Origin of the sequence: Nocardioides sp. GXQ0305, from assembly GCF_050880345.1 — a bacterium.
In the GTDB taxonomy this organism is placed as follows: Bacteria; Actinomycetota; Actinomycetes; order Propionibacteriales; family Nocardioidaceae; genus Nocardioides.
This window is the reverse complement of the sequence record NZ_JBNYXG010000007.1, coordinates 104,304-119,147: the sequence shown is the minus strand read 5'-3', so window position 1 is coordinate 119,147 and position 14,844 is coordinate 104,304. Positions and strand designations below refer to the sequence as shown.

14 protein-coding genes and 1 tRNA gene are annotated in these 14,844 nt (G+C 71.9%); 6 read left to right on the top strand and 9 right to left on the bottom strand.

Annotated features, from left to right (window positions below):
• Positions 1 to 175: 175 nt before the first annotated feature.
• Genes fdhF through ACQ1X7_RS17290 form a run of 3 tightly spaced genes read left to right on the top strand, consistent with a single transcriptional unit; the run spans position 176 to position 4,065 of the window.
• Entirely contained in the window at positions 176 to 3,277 is a 3,102-nt protein-coding gene (gene fdhF, locus ACQ1X7_RS17300) for a formate dehydrogenase subunit alpha (protein ID WP_432479472.1), read from the top strand.
• Positions 3,277 to 3,708, top strand: a complete 432-nt coding sequence (locus ACQ1X7_RS17295) for a DUF1641 domain-containing protein (protein WP_432479471.1) — start codon at positions 3,277 to 3,279, stop codon at positions 3,706 to 3,708. The genes fdhF and ACQ1X7_RS17295 overlap by 1 nt, the downstream gene beginning before the upstream one ends.
• A gap of 54 nt (positions 3,709 to 3,762) precedes the next feature.
• Positions 3,763 to 4,065, top strand: coding sequence for a hypothetical protein (locus ACQ1X7_RS17290; protein ID WP_432479470.1), 303 nt, complete (start codon positions 3,763 to 3,765; stop codon positions 4,063 to 4,065).
• Between the two features lie 70 nt (positions 4,066 to 4,135).
• Here ACQ1X7_RS17290 and ACQ1X7_RS17285 read toward each other — a convergent pair.
• The 6 genes from ACQ1X7_RS17285 to ACQ1X7_RS17260 form a co-directional block, all read right to left on the bottom strand.
• Positions 4,136 to 4,212 (bottom strand) — tRNA-Met (locus ACQ1X7_RS17285).
• A 71-nt stretch (positions 4,213 to 4,283) separates the two neighbouring features.
• Entirely contained in the window at positions 4,284 to 7,289 is a 3,006-nt protein-coding gene (locus tag ACQ1X7_RS17280; protein WP_432479469.1) for a UPF0182 family membrane protein, read from the bottom strand.
• Positions 7,286 to 7,831, bottom strand: a complete 546-nt coding sequence (locus tag ACQ1X7_RS17275; RefSeq protein WP_432479468.1) for a PPA1309 family protein — start codon at positions 7,829 to 7,831, stop codon at positions 7,286 to 7,288. Before ACQ1X7_RS17275 ends, ACQ1X7_RS17280 begins: the two co-directional genes overlap by 4 nt.
• A complete protein-coding gene (locus tag ACQ1X7_RS17270) occupies positions 7,824 to 8,888 on the bottom strand; it encodes a YlbL family protein (protein WP_432479467.1) in 1,065 nt (354 codons plus the stop codon). Before ACQ1X7_RS17270 ends, ACQ1X7_RS17275 begins: the two co-directional genes overlap by 8 nt.
• A gap of 37 nt (positions 8,889 to 8,925) precedes the next feature.
• Positions 8,926 to 9,207: a hypothetical protein gene (locus ACQ1X7_RS17265; RefSeq protein ID WP_432479466.1), complete on the bottom strand. Its 282-nt coding sequence runs from the start codon at positions 9,205 to 9,207 to the stop codon at positions 8,926 to 8,928.
• A 36-nt stretch (positions 9,208 to 9,243) separates the two neighbouring features.
• Positions 9,244 to 9,684 carry a molybdenum cofactor biosynthesis protein MoaE gene (locus ACQ1X7_RS17260; RefSeq protein ID WP_432479465.1) on the bottom strand — a complete coding sequence of 147 codons (441 nt, stop codon included), beginning with the start codon at positions 9,682 to 9,684 and terminating at the stop codon, positions 9,244 to 9,246.
• A gap of 57 nt (positions 9,685 to 9,741) precedes the next feature.
• On the opposite strand from ACQ1X7_RS17260, the gene ACQ1X7_RS17255 reads away from it, so the two are divergent.
• Both ACQ1X7_RS17255 and ACQ1X7_RS17250 read left to right on the top strand, forming a co-directional pair.
• Positions 9,742 to 11,034, top strand: a complete 1,293-nt coding sequence (locus ACQ1X7_RS17255; RefSeq protein ID WP_432479464.1) for a zinc-dependent metalloprotease — start codon at positions 9,742 to 9,744, stop codon at positions 11,032 to 11,034.
• A complete protein-coding gene (locus ACQ1X7_RS17250) occupies positions 11,031 to 11,591 on the top strand; it encodes an NUDIX hydrolase (protein ID WP_432479463.1) in 561 nt (186 codons plus the stop codon). Before ACQ1X7_RS17255 ends, ACQ1X7_RS17250 begins: the two co-directional genes overlap by 4 nt.
• Before the next feature lie 6 nt (positions 11,592 to 11,597).
• On the opposite strand, the gene ACQ1X7_RS17245 is transcribed toward ACQ1X7_RS17250, so the two are convergent.
• From ACQ1X7_RS17245 to ACQ1X7_RS17235, 3 genes are all read right to left on the bottom strand, one after another.
• Positions 11,598 to 12,128, bottom strand: coding sequence for a M48 metallopeptidase family protein (locus tag ACQ1X7_RS17245; RefSeq protein ID WP_432479462.1), 531 nt, complete (start codon positions 12,126 to 12,128; stop codon positions 11,598 to 11,600).
• Positions 12,129 to 12,152: 24 nt separating this feature from the next.
• Complete coding sequence (locus tag ACQ1X7_RS17240; RefSeq protein WP_432479461.1) at positions 12,153 to 13,199, bottom strand: PHP domain-containing protein; 1,047 nt, start codon at positions 13,197 to 13,199, stop codon at positions 12,153 to 12,155.
• Between the two features lie 390 nt (positions 13,200 to 13,589).
• Positions 13,590 to 14,384, bottom strand: coding sequence for an enoyl-CoA hydratase/isomerase family protein (locus ACQ1X7_RS17235; RefSeq protein ID WP_432479460.1), 795 nt, complete (start codon positions 14,382 to 14,384; stop codon positions 13,590 to 13,592).
• Between the two features lie 232 nt (positions 14,385 to 14,616).
• On the opposite strand from ACQ1X7_RS17235, the gene ACQ1X7_RS17230 reads away from it, so the two are divergent.
• Positions 14,617 to 14,775 (top strand): DUF5679 domain-containing protein, encoded by a 159-nt coding sequence (locus ACQ1X7_RS17230; RefSeq protein WP_089503918.1) that lies wholly within the window; start codon positions 14,617 to 14,619, stop codon positions 14,773 to 14,775.
• The last annotated feature ends 69 nt before the right edge of the window (positions 14,776 to 14,844 follow it).

Below are 14,844 nucleotides of genomic sequence, written 5' to 3'. Positions count from 1 at the left end.
TCGTGCACGATCGGACCCTGCGGTTGCTCTCCTCGGCTCTCGGTGTACACGTGGGTGGTACGACGGGTCGGGACGACGACGCGACCGCGGGGTGGGAGGGCGCCGCGAGGCCTCCCACCCCGGCTCCGGCCATGGACCCCGGCCGGGGTGGCGACCGAGACACCGAAGGAGACGCATGACAGACACCGGCGAGCAGCACGACGTCGACCGGCGGGCGGCGTTCCGTCCGCTCAGCCAGGACGCGGCGGCACCGCAGCCACGCGAGTGCCGGGTGGACGTCGAGGGCCGGCCGGTGAGTGCGATCGCCGGGCGCCCGGTGCTGGAGGCCCTGGGCGACCACTCCGGCGAGTTCCCGCGCGCCTGCTACCACCCCGCCCTGGGGCCGCTGCAGACCTGCGACACCTGCATGGTCGAGGTCGACGGTGAGATCGTGCGCGCGTGCGCCACCGAGGCCGAGGACGGTCTGCAGGTGCGGCTGTCCGGTGCCGCCGCCGACGCCCGGGAGCAGGCGGCCCAACGGCTCCTGCGCAACCACGTCCTCTACTGCTCGGTCTGCGACCACAACGACGGCGCCTGCACGCTGAAGGGGAGCATCGAGGCCTCCGGCCTGGAGCACGAGCGGATCCCCTTCGCACCCAAGCCGTACGACGTGGACGACAGCCACCCCTTCTACCGGTACGACCCGGACCAGTGCATCCTGTGCGGACGCTGCGTGGAGGCCTGCCAGGACGTGCAGGTCACCGAGACGCTGTCGATCGACTGGGAGTCCGAGGACCCCCGCGTCCTGTGGGACGGGGGGTCGCCGATCGGCGAGTCCTCCTGCGTCGGCTGCGGACACTGCGTCACCGTGTGCCCCTGCAACGCTCTGATGGAGAAGACCATGCTCGGGCGAGCAGGCCTGTTCACCGACTGGCCCGAGGACACCTGGCACGCCTCGATCGACCTGGTGAAGGACGTGGAGCCGACCACGGGGTACGGGCCGCTGTACGGCCTCTCGAAGGCCGAGGCGACGGCGCGCCAGGCGGCCACGACGCGCACCAAGACCGTCTGCACCTACTGCGGCGTCGGCTGCTCCTTCGACGTGGAGACCCGCGGCCGGGAGATCCTGCGGATCCAGCCGCAGTACGAGGCTCCGGCCAACTCCATCTCGACGTGCGTCAAGGGGAAGTTCGGCTGGGACTTCGTCAACGCCGAGGACCGGCTCACGCGCCCTCTGGTTCGCCGCGGCTCGCGATTCGTCGAGGTCCCCTGGGAGGAGGCGCTGGACGAGATCGCGGTCAGGCTCAAGGAGATCATCGATGACGACGGCCCGGACGCCGTCGCCGTCATCGGCTCCTCCAAGGCCACCAACGAGGAGTCGTACCTGACCCAGAAGCTGGCCCGGCAGGTGCTCGGCACCCACAACACCGACAACTGCTCGCGCTACTGCCAGGCACCCGCCACCGAGGGGCTGTGGCGCACGGTCGGGTACGGCGGTGACGCCGGTTCGATCAGCGACATGGAGCGAGCCGAGCTGGCGCTGGTCGTCGGCTCGAACACCTCCGAGTCCCATCCGGTCATCGCCGCCCGTCTCAAGCGGGCGCAGAAGCTGAACGGCCAACAACTGATCGTCGCCGACCTCCGCGAGCACGAGATGGCCGCCCGGGCCGAGGTGTTCCTCCGCCCCAAGCCGGGCACCGACCTGGTGTGGCTCTCCGCCGTCACCCGGCACGTGCTCGAGCAGGGGTGGGCCGACGAGGAGTTCCTGCGCGAGCGGGTCGCCGGCCTGGAGGAGTACCGCGGCTCCCTCGAGCCCTTCACGCTCGAGTACGCCGAGGAGCGCTGCGGCATCCCCGCCGACACCCTGCGCGACGTCGCCCGCCGAGTCTCCGAGGCCGACACGGTGGTGGGTCTGTGGGCCATGGGGGTGACTCAGCACCACATGGGCTCCGACACCTCGACAGCGGTCTCCAACCTGCTGCTGGTCACCGGCAACTTCGGCCGCCCGGGCACCGGCGCGTACCCGCTGCGAGGACACAACAACGTCCAGGGATGCAGCGACTTCGGCACCATCAACTCCTTCTACCCCGGCTACCAGCCGGTGGAGGACGAGTCCGTCCGCGACAAGTTCGCGGAGGCGTGGGGTCGCGAGCTCTCGTTGGAGCCCGGACTGGACAACCACGAGATGGTCGACGCTGCCCACGACGGTTCGCTGCGCGCCCTGATCATCGTGGGAGAGGAGCTCTCGCTGGTCGATGCCAACGTCCACTACGTCCAGGAGGCGCTCGAGAATCTCGACTTCACGGTCGTCTCCGAGCTCTTCTTCTCCCGTACCTGTGAGTTCGCCGACGTCATCCTCCCGGCGGCCGCATCGCTCGAGAAGGACGGCACCTTCACCAACACCGAGCGCCGCATCCAGCGGCTGTACCGCGCGATGCCGCCGATCGGCGACGCCCGCCCGGACTGGCAGATCCTGCAGGACATCGCCGCCCACATGGGCCACCAGTGGGGGTTCACGCACCCCAGCCAGATCATGGACGAGATCGCCGACGTGACGCCTCTCTTCGCGGGCGTGAGCTACGACCGTCTCGAGGGCTACGACTCGCTGCAGTGGCCGGTCTCCGAGGACGGGACCGACACCCCGCTCCTCTACACCGACGACTTCCACTTCGACGACGGCCTGGCCCGGCTGTATCCACTGCAGTTCCGGGAGCCCGCGGACCAGCCGGACGACGAGTACCCGCTGCACGTCAACAACGGACGCAGCCTCGAGCACTTCCACGAGGGCAACCTCACCCTCCGCTCGTCCGGCCTGACCCACCTCGTGCCGGACACCTGGGCAGAGATGACCCGGCGTACCGCCGAGGACCACGGGGGGTTGTCCACCGGCGACTGGGTCACGCTGATCTCCCCGCACGGGCAAGCCACCGTACGGGTGCTGCTGTCGGAGGAGGTCGCCGACGGCGAGCTCTGGGTGCCGATGCAGGCAGCCGAGATCAACCTGATGACCTCCAACACCGTCGACCCGGACTCGCACACGCCGGCCTTCAAGGAGATCGCGGTGCGGATCGAACGGACCGACGGGCCGCAGGAGCGGCGAGGAGGGGAACGCAAGGGGGCCGACCGGGCCCGCAAGGGAGACCGGGACCAGAAGGGCGACCCCCACGGCTCCCCTCTGCCCCGCCACCATCACCGCTACGGCAGCCCGACGCCCCAGCTCGGCGTGCAGGTCGAGCGCAAGTGGGCTCGCGACGACTACGTGCACCCCGCCCACCACGACGAGAGGAGCACCTCCTGATGGCCACCTCGCTCGGCTACACCCCGCCGTCGCCGCCGGACACCGCGGCCCACGACGACCTCGACGACCTGGTGAAGGCACTCCACGAGAGCGGCCTCCTGCGGGCGGCTGCAGGAGGGGCCCGCTCCTACCCCCAGCTGCTGCGCGGTGTGCTCCATGCCGTCGACGCCGGCACGGTGCGGTCTTTCGTCGCCCTCAGCGGATCGCTGCGCGGCCTCGATCCCGACCGGTCCGAGCAGGTCGCCGCCGGCGTACGGCGCGCGCGAGCGGCGGCCGCCACCGCCGCCACCGGTGAGCCGGAGGGCATCAGGGCCCTGTTCCGACGCCTGCGTGACCCCGACACCCGTCGCGGCATCTCCGCCGTCCTGGCTGCCTTGGCTGCGCTCGGGACCGCGCTGGAACCGAGCGGTCAGGACGCCGAACGCCGTTGAACGCAGACCCCCGGCCACGAGGGAAGACGGGCCACGCCGTCGTAGTGTGAAGCGGTGGACCCGACCGCCGCCGTGAGATCGACCCAGGTGGCCGGGGTGGCGACCCTGGCCGTCGGGACGGCACTGCTGCTGGCTCCGGGACCCGTCGGGGCCCTGGCTGACGTCACCTGCGCGGTCGGCCTGCTCGCCGGTCGACCGCGGTGGCCGTGGGCGACGACCCGGACGGTGCTCAACCTCGTCCAGGCGGGGCTCGTCGTGGGTCGTGGTCCCCGAGGTGCCCTCGCCGCAGCGGGCCTGACCGGCCTGACCTTCGTCGACGGTGCCGCCGCGCGCGAGCTGTACGCCGCCCGCCGTTGAGGGACGTCGACCGGTCCTGAAATGCCGACAGGCCCCGACCTGGCATCTGTGCCGGTGAGGGCCTGTCACGTGGTAGCGGGGGCGGGATTTGAACCCGCGACCTCTGGGTTATGAGCCCAGCGAGCTACCGAACTGCTCCACCCCGCGTTGTGAACGCAACCCTACGGGACGGTGGCGGACGATCCCAAATCGGGACCGGGTGGCGTCGGTCACGCAGGTCAGCCGCCGCCTCCCTGCGATGCGGCGTCTCCGCCCTGGGAGGCGGTGTCGCCGCCCGAGCCGCCGCCGGCCTCGTTGTAGAGCGTGACCGCTTCGTCGATGAGCCGCCGGGCCTTCTGCTGTTGCTCCGCAGCCTCGACCGGGTCGCCGTCGCGGTACGCCGCGTCGGCGGCGTCGAACGCCGCCTGGGCCTGCCGCAGGAGGAGGGCGATCTGCTCCTCGGTGCTCTGGTTGGGCGGCGGCTGGTTGTTGCCGTCTCCGCCCCCCTCGCTGGGGATCGGCTCGGTCACCGACTCCGGATCGACGCCGAGCACGTCGGCGAGCGCCTCGACCAGGGAGTCGCCGATGCCGACCTGGTCGCCGTACGACACGATCACGAACTGCAGGATCGGATAGCTCGCCTCGGAGAGCTCACGGGTCGCGTAGACCGGTTGGACGTACATCAGTCCATCGTCGACCGGCAGCGTCAGGAGGTTGCCGAACGTCGGCTCGATCTCGCCGAGGTTGAACGCCTGCAGCTCGCGCCGGACGTTGTCGCTGTTCGCCATCTCGTTGGCGATCAGGCCCGGCCCGTCGGTCTGCTCATTGGACAGCTGCAACGCCCGCATCCGGCCGTACTCCTCCGACGTCGCGTCGGAGTTGACCGACATGAACGCCGCCAGGTTGTTCTTGTTGCGCGGTGTGAAGTTCGAGGTGAGGGACCAGGTCTCGTCGGAGGAGATGGTCGGGTCGTCGACGAACAGCCGGTAGGGAGGCTGGTAGGTGTCCTCCGCGTACGGGTCCTCGGGAACCTCCCACCGGTCGTTGCCCTGGTAGAAGTCGCCCGCGTCGGTGACGTGGTAGCGCGCGAACTGGTAGCGCTGCACCTTGAACAGGTCCTCGGGGTAGCGGACGTGCTCCAGCAGCTCGTCGGACATCTCCTCCTTGTCCTTGACGGTGCCGGGGAAGGCATTGCGCCACGCCTCGAGCATCGGGTCGTTCTCGTCCCAGGCGTACAGGTCGACGGTCCCGTGGTAGGCGTCGACGGTCGCCTTCACCGCGTTGCGCATGTAGTTGATCTCGTCGGTCGGCAGCGTGCCGAACGGGTTGTCCTGGCTCAGCGCGTCGTCGGTCATCGTCTCCAGCGACTCCGCCTGGGCCTGCGGGAAGCGGTCGGTGGTGGTGTACCCGTCGAGGATCCAGACGATCCGGCCGTCGACCACGGCCGGGTAGGGGTCGCGGTCGACGGTCAGCCACGGCGCCACCCGCTCCACCCGCTCGATGGGGGTGCGGTGGTAGAGCACCTTGCTGTTCTCGTGGACCCGGCCCGACAGCAGGAAGTTCGGCTCGCCGAAGCGCACGGCGTACATCAGCTCGGAGAACAGGTTGCCCACCGGCACGCCGCCCTCGCCGTCGTACGTCGTGGTCTGCCCCTCGTCGGCGCTGGCCGCGTTGCCGAGGTCGAGCTCGACGTCGGAGGAGCCCTCGCTGGCCTTGCCCACGACCGAGTAGCTGGGGCTCAGCTCGCCGAAGTAGACGCGCGACTCGTAGCCGTCGGGGTAGAGCTCGCTGAGCGCGTTCTGGTTGGCCTGCTGCCCCTCGGCCCACACCAGGTCGCCCGTCTCCGCGGTGCCGTCCTCGCTGCGCTGGTTGGCGTAGGCAGCGATCATGCCGTTGCCGTGGGTGTAGACGGTGTGCAGGTTGTTCCAGTTGCGGTCGCTCTCCGCGATCCCGGACTGGTCGAGCTCGCGCACCCCGAGGACCAGGGCCCGGTCGGTGTCGTCCATCTCGTAGCGGTCGACGTCGAGCACGTCGGCCACCGAGTAGTAGGCGCGGACCTGTTGGACCTGCTCGAAGGTCTGGTTGACCACCTTCGGGTCGACCAGCGGCACCGACTCGGTCTGCTGCTCCAGCTCGTTCAGGTTCCCGTTGCCGGCGGCGAGGTTGCTCGAGAACGGTTCGACCTCGATGTCCTTCAGGTCGTACGCCGCCCGGGTGGCCTCGATGTTGTCCTCGATGTACGGCGCCTCGCGGTCGGCCTCGCTCGGGTTGACCTGGAACTGCTGCACGATCGTCGGCCAGATCATGCCGATCAGCACCGCGCTGAGCACCAGCAGCGCGAGCCCCACCGACGGCAGCATCCAGGTGCGCCGCCACACGTTGAGGAAGAACAGCACCGCGCAGATCAGGGCGATCCCCATCAGGATGCTCTTGCCGGGGAGCACAGCGTGCTCGCCGGTGTACTTCATGCCGGTGATCAGCCCCCCGGTGTCGGTCACCAGGTCGAAGCGGTCCAGCCAGTAGTCGACGGCCTTGGCCAGCACGAACAGTCCGAGCAGCACCGACAGCTGGATCTGGGCGGCTCCCGTCAGCCGGTCGTGCTGGGTCTGCAGCTGGATGCCGCCGTACAGGTAGTGCACGAGCGCCGCCATCAGCAGCGCCACCACCGCGAACGCCATCAGCGAGTCGACGAGGTAGTGGTACCAGCCGAGGTCGAAGAGGTAGAAGCCGATGTCGCGCTCGAAGTAGGGGTCGCGGTCGCCGTAGGTGCCGCCGTTGCGCCACAGCATGAAGGAGCGCCACTGCCCGGACGCCGAGGTGCCGGCGAACAGGCCCAGCAGGATCGAGACGCCCACCAGCAGCCAGATCCGGATCGGGGTGATGGCGGCCCGGTAGCGCTCCAGGCCGCTCTGCTCCGGCGAGGGCATCCGGAACATCGGTCGGAACCGGTAGGCGAGGGCCATGTTGACGCCGACAAAGGCCGCCATCAGGGCCGCGAACGCCACGAACAGGCCGACGCGGGTCCAGAACATCGTGGTGAAGACCTCGGGGTAGTCGACGGACTCGAACCACTGCCGGTCGGTCCAGATCGCCGCGAAGGTGGTGAGGACGAAGAAGCCGACGATCAGCACCGCGGCGGTGATCAGCAGCGCACGGGACCGGCGGGGCGGAGCCACGTCGGACGTCGGTCGCGGCTGCGGCCGTCCGCCGCCACGCCCGTTGCCTCCGTCGAACAGGTCGCTCACTCTTGGTCCTCCTCCAGGGTCACCCTCAACAGCTGCAGCAGCGCCGGCACCAGGTCGACCCCGGCCACCACCGACTGGTCGTCGTCGTGCGCGCGCAGCCGCAGCGCACAGTACGTCGACCCGGCACGGGTGGCCCCAGCCACGATCCGCACCTCGTGCCGCCCGGGGTGCTCCCGGGCGAAGCGTTCGGCCTCGACGGCGTCGTCGGGCACCTGGCCGTCGGCGTCGGGCGGCAGCACCAGCCGCTCGACCACCGCGGCGCACCCGGACACCCCGTCCGGCCAGCTGATCGTCTCCAGGACCTGCTCGAGCGGCTGGTCCGGGCGCAGCTGGTCCTGCTCGACCGGCGTCAGCGAGCCGGCCGCGGCGGCCTCGTCGAGGCCCATCGCACGGGCGAGCGCCGGCTCGCGGTCGACGATGCGGGCCGTCTCGACGAGCGAGTACAAGCGGGCCGGCTGGTCCCAGCCGGTCCCGGCGACGTGGCCCTCGATCTCCAGGACGGCGGCGGCGAGGGCGGGGTCGACGTCGAGCTCGTCAGGCACCGGAGCTCCCGTCGTCGTCGGAGCACTGCGGGAGGTCGGCGTCGTGGTCGGCGGTCCACGTCTCGACCGCGTCGAGCGCCTCGGGCATGGTCTCCGCGCGCACCAGCCGCATGCTGCCGCGGGGGGCGTCGATCGCGTCGCCGCAGTTCTCGGGCGGGACCAGGAAGAGCGACGCGCCGGCGTCGCGGGCGGCGGCGATCTTCTGGTCGATGCCGCCGATGGGGCCCACGCTCCCGTCGGGGTCAAGGGTGCCGGTGCCGGCGACGATCGCGCCGTCGGTGAGCGGTCCCTCGGTCAGCACGTCGTAGGTCGCCAGCGAGAGCATCAGCCCGGCGCTCGGCCCGCCGATCTCGGAGTCGATGTTGAAGTCCACCGCGAACGGGAAGTCGTAGCTCACACCGAGCTCGATGCCGATCCGCTGCTCGCCGTCGACCTCCTCACGGTCGACCGTCACCGTCTGCTTGTCACCGTCGCGGAGCAGCCGGACGTCGAGCGGCTGGCCCGCGGGGCCGTCGGCCACGGCCGAGACGACCTCGTCGATCGAGCCGACCGGGTCGCCGTCGACGGCCAGGAGCTCGTCGCCCTCCTCCAGCACGCCGTCGCTCGGCGACCCGTTGCGGACGCCGGCCACCACCGGGGTCTCGACCTCGTAGCCCAGCTCGGTGAGGGCCACCGCGACCGCGGTGTCCTGGGAGGAGGACATCTGCTGGGCGCCCTCGCGCCGGTTGGTGGCGTCGGTCTCCCCCGGCGTGTAGACCGTGTCGTAGGGGTAGACCGCGGAGTCGGGGTCCAACCACGCCCCCATCGCCTGGATCAGCCCGATGTGGGTGTCCGGCTGGGTGACGAACACCGTCGTGAACCTCAGCTGGCCGTCCTGGTCGTGGAAGGACGGCGCACCGGTGACCTCGATCATCTCCTTGCCGTCGACCTTGCCGAGGACGTCGATGGTGTAACCGGGGCTGTACACGACGAACGGCAGCGGCACCAGCAGGGCCACGACCCACAGCGCCACCAGCAACGGCACGGCCAGCAGGCCGGCGAGGGTGCGCTGCGTCATGGCGAAAGCCTCTCACCCGGGGGAAATCGGCGGCACGTCAGGCGCTGCGGCGGGTGTCACCGGGGCCGGGCGACCCCGCCGGGCCCCCGGGACGGGGCACCCGTGAGGGGCGGACGGCGATGCCGGTGCTGCGGTCGCGCGGCGCCTCGGGCCGCTGCCGCCGGGTGGCGGCGTGCTCGCGCTGCAGCGCGGCCGCCAGGCGGGTGACGGCGACGTCGCGGTCGACCTCGCCCCGACCCTCGCGACCCAGCCAGGCCACCCAGGCCATCGCCACGAGCGTGACGACGGCCGACGGCACCAGCCAGAGCAGGATCTCCACGGGCAGCAGCGTAGGCGCCGTACGGGAGCGTGGGCGTCAGGGCGCGCCGACCCACTCCTCGGTACCGTCGGTGAACCGCTGGTGCTTCCAGATGGGCACCTCGGCCTTGAGGGTGTCGATGAGCGCGCGGGACGCCACGAACGCCTCGGCCCGGTGGGCCGCGGTGGTCGCGACGACCACGGCCACGTCGCCGATCGCGAGCGTGCCGACCCGGTGCACGGCGGCGACCCCGGTGACGTCGTGGTCCTCGGCGACCCGCCGACACACGTCCCTCATCCGGTCGAGGGCGCTGGGGTGGGCCGAGTAGTCCAGCCCGTCGACCCCCTGGCCGTGGTCGTGGTCGCGGACCCGGCCGACGAACAGGGTCAGCCCGCCGGAGGTGTCGTCGTCGAGTGCAGCCACCACCTCCGAGACGTCGAGCGGCTCCTCGCGCAGCTCGACGAGCCGGACCACCTGACGTGCCTCGCTCTCGGTCACCGGGCCACCGTATCCGTGGCCCTCCTGAGGTTTCGAGAGTCCGCGTACCGTGGGGGCATGAGCTCCGACCCCGACGACGGCCAGAACCCCTTCAAGGGGACACCGTTCGAGCAGTTCTTCGGTGGCGGGGGCGCCCCCGACCTCAACCAGCTCTTCAGCCAGCTGCAGGCGATGATGCAGCCCCACGACGGCCCGCTGAACTGGGACCTGGCGCTCGACATGGCCCGCCGGCAGGCGGCTTCGGAGTCCGACCCGACACCCTCCCAGAAGCAGCGCGACGCCGTCGCCGACGCCCTGACGCTCGCCGACCACTGGCTCGACGAGACCACCGACTTCCCCTCCGGCGTCACCTCGACCGCCGCCTGGAGCCGGGCGGAGTGGATCGTCGGCACCACCGACGTGTGGAAGGGCCTGGTCGAGCCGATCGCGGCCTCGTCCGTCAATGCGCTCGGCCAGGCGATGCCGGAGCAGGCGCAGGCCATGGGCGGGCCGCTCCTCGGGATGCTGCAGCGGGCCGTGGGCGCCATGCTCGCGAGCCAGATCGGGCAGGGCCTCGGCGCCCTCGCCGGCGAGGTGCTCACCGGGTCCGACATCGGCCTGCCACTGACCGAGCCCGGACGCGCGGCCCTGGTGCCGACCAACGTTGCCGCCTTCGCCGAGGGGCTCGACGTGCCCCAGGAGGACGTGCTCCTCTACCTCGCGCTCCGGGAGGCGGCCCACCAGCGGCTGTTCGCGCACGTGCCGTGGCTCCGCGACCACCTGATCGGCGCGGTGATCGACTACGCGCGCGGCCTCGAGGTCAACACCGCCAACCTCCAGGGGAAGATCGAGGAGCAGGTCCGCGGCATCGACCCCAGCAACCCCGAGACCCTCCAGCAGCTGATGGAGGGCGGCATGTTCGAGCTCGACCAGACCCCCGAGCAGCAGGCCGCCCTGCAGCGGCTCGAGGTCACCCTCGCGCTCGTCGAGGGCTGGGTCGACGAGGTGGTCGGCCAGGCCACCGCCGAGCGGATGCCGACCGCCGCGCGGCTCCAGGAGGCCGTACGCCGCCGCCGCGCCTCCGGCGGACCCGCCGAGCAGACCTTTGCCTCGCTCGTGGGGCTCGAGCTCCGGCCGCGCCGGCTGCGCGACGCCTCGACCCTCTGGGGGTCGCTGCGCACGCGCCAGGGCACGGAGGCCCGCGACGGCGTGTGGATGAGCCCCCACCTGCTGCCGACCGACGCCGACCTCGACGACCCGCTCGGCTTCCGCGAGGACGCCGGCGCGCCCGGCGAGCTCAGCGACGAGGAGTTCGAGGCCGGCCTGCGCGACCTGCTCGACGGCCCGCAGGACGACCGCCCCGCCGAGTGACCCCGCGGACCACCGCGCTCCACGCCGACGCGCTCACGGTGCTGCGGTCCTGGGAGCCGCCCGACGCCGACCAGGCGGCGCTGCGGGACCGGTACGTCGCGCACCTCGAGCGGAGGCCCGACGGCATGGAGCGGGGGTGTCACCCCGACCACCTCACAGCCAGCACGCTGGTCGTCTCCCCCGACGCCCGGCTGGTGCTGCTGACGCTGCACGCCAAGGCCGGCCAGTGGTTCCAGTTCGGCGGCCACTGCGAGCCGGGCGACGCCACTCTCCTCGGCGCGGCACGGCGGGAGGCGGTCGAGGAGTCCGGCCTGACCGGGCTCGCCTTCGACCCGGTGCCGTTGCGGCTCGACGAGCACGCGGTGCCGTTCTGCGGGACGACCGGCGAGGTCCACCACCTCGACGTGTGGTTCCTGGCGGTCGCTCCCGACGACGCCGAGCACGCCGCCAGTGACGAGTCGCTGGACGTCCGCTGGTGGCCCGCCGACGGGCTTCCCGGTCGCGACGAGGCGTGGGCGTCGGCCCTCGCTCTCGCCCGGGAGCGGCTCTCCCCCTGACCGTCGTCAGTCGACCTCGTCGCCCGGCGGCGGGTCGAGCCGGCTGGCGGCCGACCAGCCGAGCAGGTACCCCTTGGCCCGCTCGGCCTGCGGGTAGCGGTCGACCCACGCCCAGAACGCCGCGTCGTGACCCGGCTCCAGCAGGTGCGCCAGCTCGTGCACCAGCACGTAGTCGACGACCCACGGCGGCATGCCCTTCAGCCGGGCCGAGAGCCGGATCGTGCGGTCGCCCGGTGTGCACGACCCCCACCGAGAGTTCTGGTTCTCCACCCAGCGCACGGACTCCGGCTCCGCGAGGCCCCCGAGGTGCCGGTCGGAGAGGCCGCGGGCCCGCTTCAGCAGCTCGTCGTCGGTCGGCGTACGCCGCCGCTCGGCCCGCTCCAGCCGCGCCACCATGGTGTCGACCCACTCGCGCTCCTCGGCGCGGGTCAGCGTCGACGGGATCATCACCACGATCCGGTCGCCGTCACGGTGGGCCGAGACCGTACGCCTGCGTCGCTTGGAACGGCGTACCTCGACCTCGGGAGCATCGCCCACGGTCCCAACCTAGCCTGCGGTGCGTCAGCCCGCGCGCCGGTCGTTGGCCCACGCGAGCAGCTGGTCCTGCGACCAGGTGTTGACGATCCGGTCGGGATCGATGCCGGCCGCCTCGGCCCGCTCGCAGCCGTAGTCGAGCATGTCGAGCTGGCCCGGCGCGTGGGCGTCGCTGTCGATGGAGAACAGGCAGCCGGTGTCGCGGGCCAGCTCGAGGAGGGCGGTGGGCGGGTCGCGGCGCTCGGGGCGGGAGTTGATCTCGACGGCGACGTCGTGCTCGACGCACGCCTCGAAGACGGCCTTCGCGTCGAACTGGCTGGGTGGCCGCGTGCCGCGGTTGCCCATGACCATCCGGCCGGTGCAGTGGCCCAGCACGTTGGTGAACGGGTTGCGGATCGCGCCGATCATCCGCCTGGTCATCGCCGGGGCGTCCATCCGCAGCTTGGAGTGGACGCTGGCCACCCGCAGGTCGAGCCGGCCGAGCATCTCCGCGGTCTGGTCGAGTCCCCCGTCGTCGAGGATGTCGACCTCGATCCCCTTCAGCAGCGTGAAGCTGTCGCCGAGGTGGTCGTTGACCGCCTCGATCACGCCGAGCTGCCGGGTCAGCCGCTCGATGCTCAGCCCGCGGGCCACCGTGAGCCGGGGCGAGTGGTCGGTCAGCACGAGGTAGTCGTGTCCGAGCTCGATGGCGGTGAACGCCATCTCCTCCAGGGGCGACCCGCCGTCGGACCAGTCGGAGTGGGAGTGCAGGTCACCCCGGAGCCGCGCCCGAAGGGCGCGTCCGCCCGTCGCCAGCGGACCGGCGTGCTCGGCCTCCAGCCGGGCGAGCCGCTCGGGGAGGACCCCCCGGACGGCATCGGTGATCACCGCGCCGGTGCTCTTGCCGATGCCGGGCAGCTCGGTGATCGTCCCGGCCCCGACCCGCTCGGCGACCTCGCCGTCGGGGAGGGGGAGGATGGCCGCCGCAGCGGTCCGGAACGCCTCGATCCGCCGGGTCTCCTCGCGGCCGCGCTCCATCAGGAACGCGATCCGGCGCAGCGCCGCCACCGGACCCGCGTCGTAGGTCTCGGTCACGCTGGCGCGCCTCCTGAGCGTCTCGGTTTTTCTTCCGTCCACAGGCCGTGGACGCCATTGTGGCTGGTCAACGCGGGGACGGCGACCGCAGGGACCTCGCGTCCACAGCCCCGTCCCCTGCTCGTCCACCGCGGGAACGGGCTCGTCCACAGAGTTGTCCACAGGGTTTTCCACAGGCGGGGACAGTGGCCGGCCGGGATCCGTTGACCCCGGGTCCAGCCGTTTCCTAGCGTGGCGGCAGATGAGGCCCCGGGCCCGCCGACACGACGTTCGCAAGGGGAAGGCAAGCGTCGTCGACTCGGGCCAGGGGCCTCTTCTCAGTCCCCCTGACGCCGCGTGTGCCCGGAGACGATCCGGAAGGCGTCCTCGGGCACACGCGACGGGGCCCGGTCACCGACCGGAGAACCGTGCCGGCCGCCTCTCCCGCGCGGCTGCGATGCCCTCCTGGAGGTCCTCGGTCGCCAAGGTGACGGGCTGGGCGAGCGCCTCCCACTGCAGGGCGGCCTCGAGGTCCGCGTGGCCGCCGTCGCGCAGCGCCAGCGTCGTCAGCCGGCTGGGCAGCGGCGCGGTGGCCGCCACCTCGGACGCCACCCGGAGCACCTCGTCGTGGAAACCGTCGGCGTCGATCACCCGGGACACCAGACCGATCCGGAGCGCCTCGTCCGCGTCGACGATGCGGCCGGTGAGCAGCAGGTCGCGAGCGTGCGCAGGGCCGACCACGTCGGGCAGCAGCCAGGTGGCCGCCATGCCGGGGTGCATCCCGAGTCGCACGAACGGCGCTCCCAGTTGGGCCCCCTGGCGGGCGAACCGCAGGTCGCAGGCCAGGGCGAGGCAGAGCCCGGCCCCGACCGCATGGCCGTTGACCGCCGCGATGGTCGGCACCTCGAGCCGCCGGACGGAGAGCCAGGCCCGGTAGAAGGGCAACATCCGGTGCCGCAGGTCGTCCACCGACGCGTCCGGCTCCCCCGCGATCCACGAGGTGTCGCCACCGGAGCAGAACGCCGGCCCGGCGCCCGTCACGACGGCCACACGGAGGGACCGGTCGGCCGCGAGCTCGTCGATCGCGGCCACCCAGGAGGCGGTCATCTCCGCCGACATCGCGTTGCGCCGGTCGGGGTTGTCGAGGGTCAGCACCGCGACGCCGTCGGCGGGCCGGTCGAGTCGCAGGTGGGGGTCCGCAGCCATGGCCCGAGGGTAGTGAGGCGACGTCCCGGGGCTGGTCCGGAGGGTCGGGATCGGCGCCAGACCGGCCGATCACGCCGTACGACAGGTTCTGCCCCCCAGCGCGCCGCCCACGGGCGCGGCCACGTCTGTCGTAGGGTCGGCAACGGCCCGGTGCAGCCTGCCGGGCTCCGGCGGGCTTCCCTGGACCCTCCCGCCGCGACGACCCGAACACCACAGAAGCAAGGAGGCCGTCATGGCGGAGACCTGGAGCGGCGAGTTCTACTGCGTCAAGTGCAAGGAGAAGCGCGAGGCGGAGGGAGAGGTCAGGGTCAACGACAAGGGCACCCGCATGGCGAAGGCCGTGTGCCCGGTCTGCGGCACCAACCTGAACCGCATCCTCGGCAAGGCCTGAGCACGGCCCACCGCGCCGCGAGCCGACGTGACGGCGGCACCCACCCGGTGACCGGGAGGGTGCCGCCGT

Coding starts and splice junctions, on each gene's coding strand:
- fdhF (WP_432479472.1), top strand. CDS start 176: ATGACAGACACCGGCGAGCAGCACGACGTCGACCGGCGGGCGGCGTTC.
- ACQ1X7_RS17295 (WP_432479471.1), top strand. CDS start 3,277: ATGGCCACCTCGCTCGGCTACACCCCGCCGTCGCCGCCGGACACCGCG.
- ACQ1X7_RS17270 (WP_432479467.1), bottom strand. CDS start 8,888: ATGACGCAGCGCACCCTCGCCGGCCTGCTGGCCGTGCCGTTGCTGGTG.
- ACQ1X7_RS17255 (WP_432479464.1), top strand. CDS start 9,742: ATGAGCTCCGACCCCGACGACGGCCAGAACCCCTTCAAGGGGACACCG.
- ACQ1X7_RS17235 (WP_432479460.1), bottom strand. CDS start 14,384: ATGGCTGCGGACCCCCACCTGCGACTCGACCGGCCCGCCGACGGCGTC.
- ACQ1X7_RS17230 (WP_089503918.1), top strand. CDS start 14,617: ATGGCGGAGACCTGGAGCGGCGAGTTCTACTGCGTCAAGTGCAAGGAG.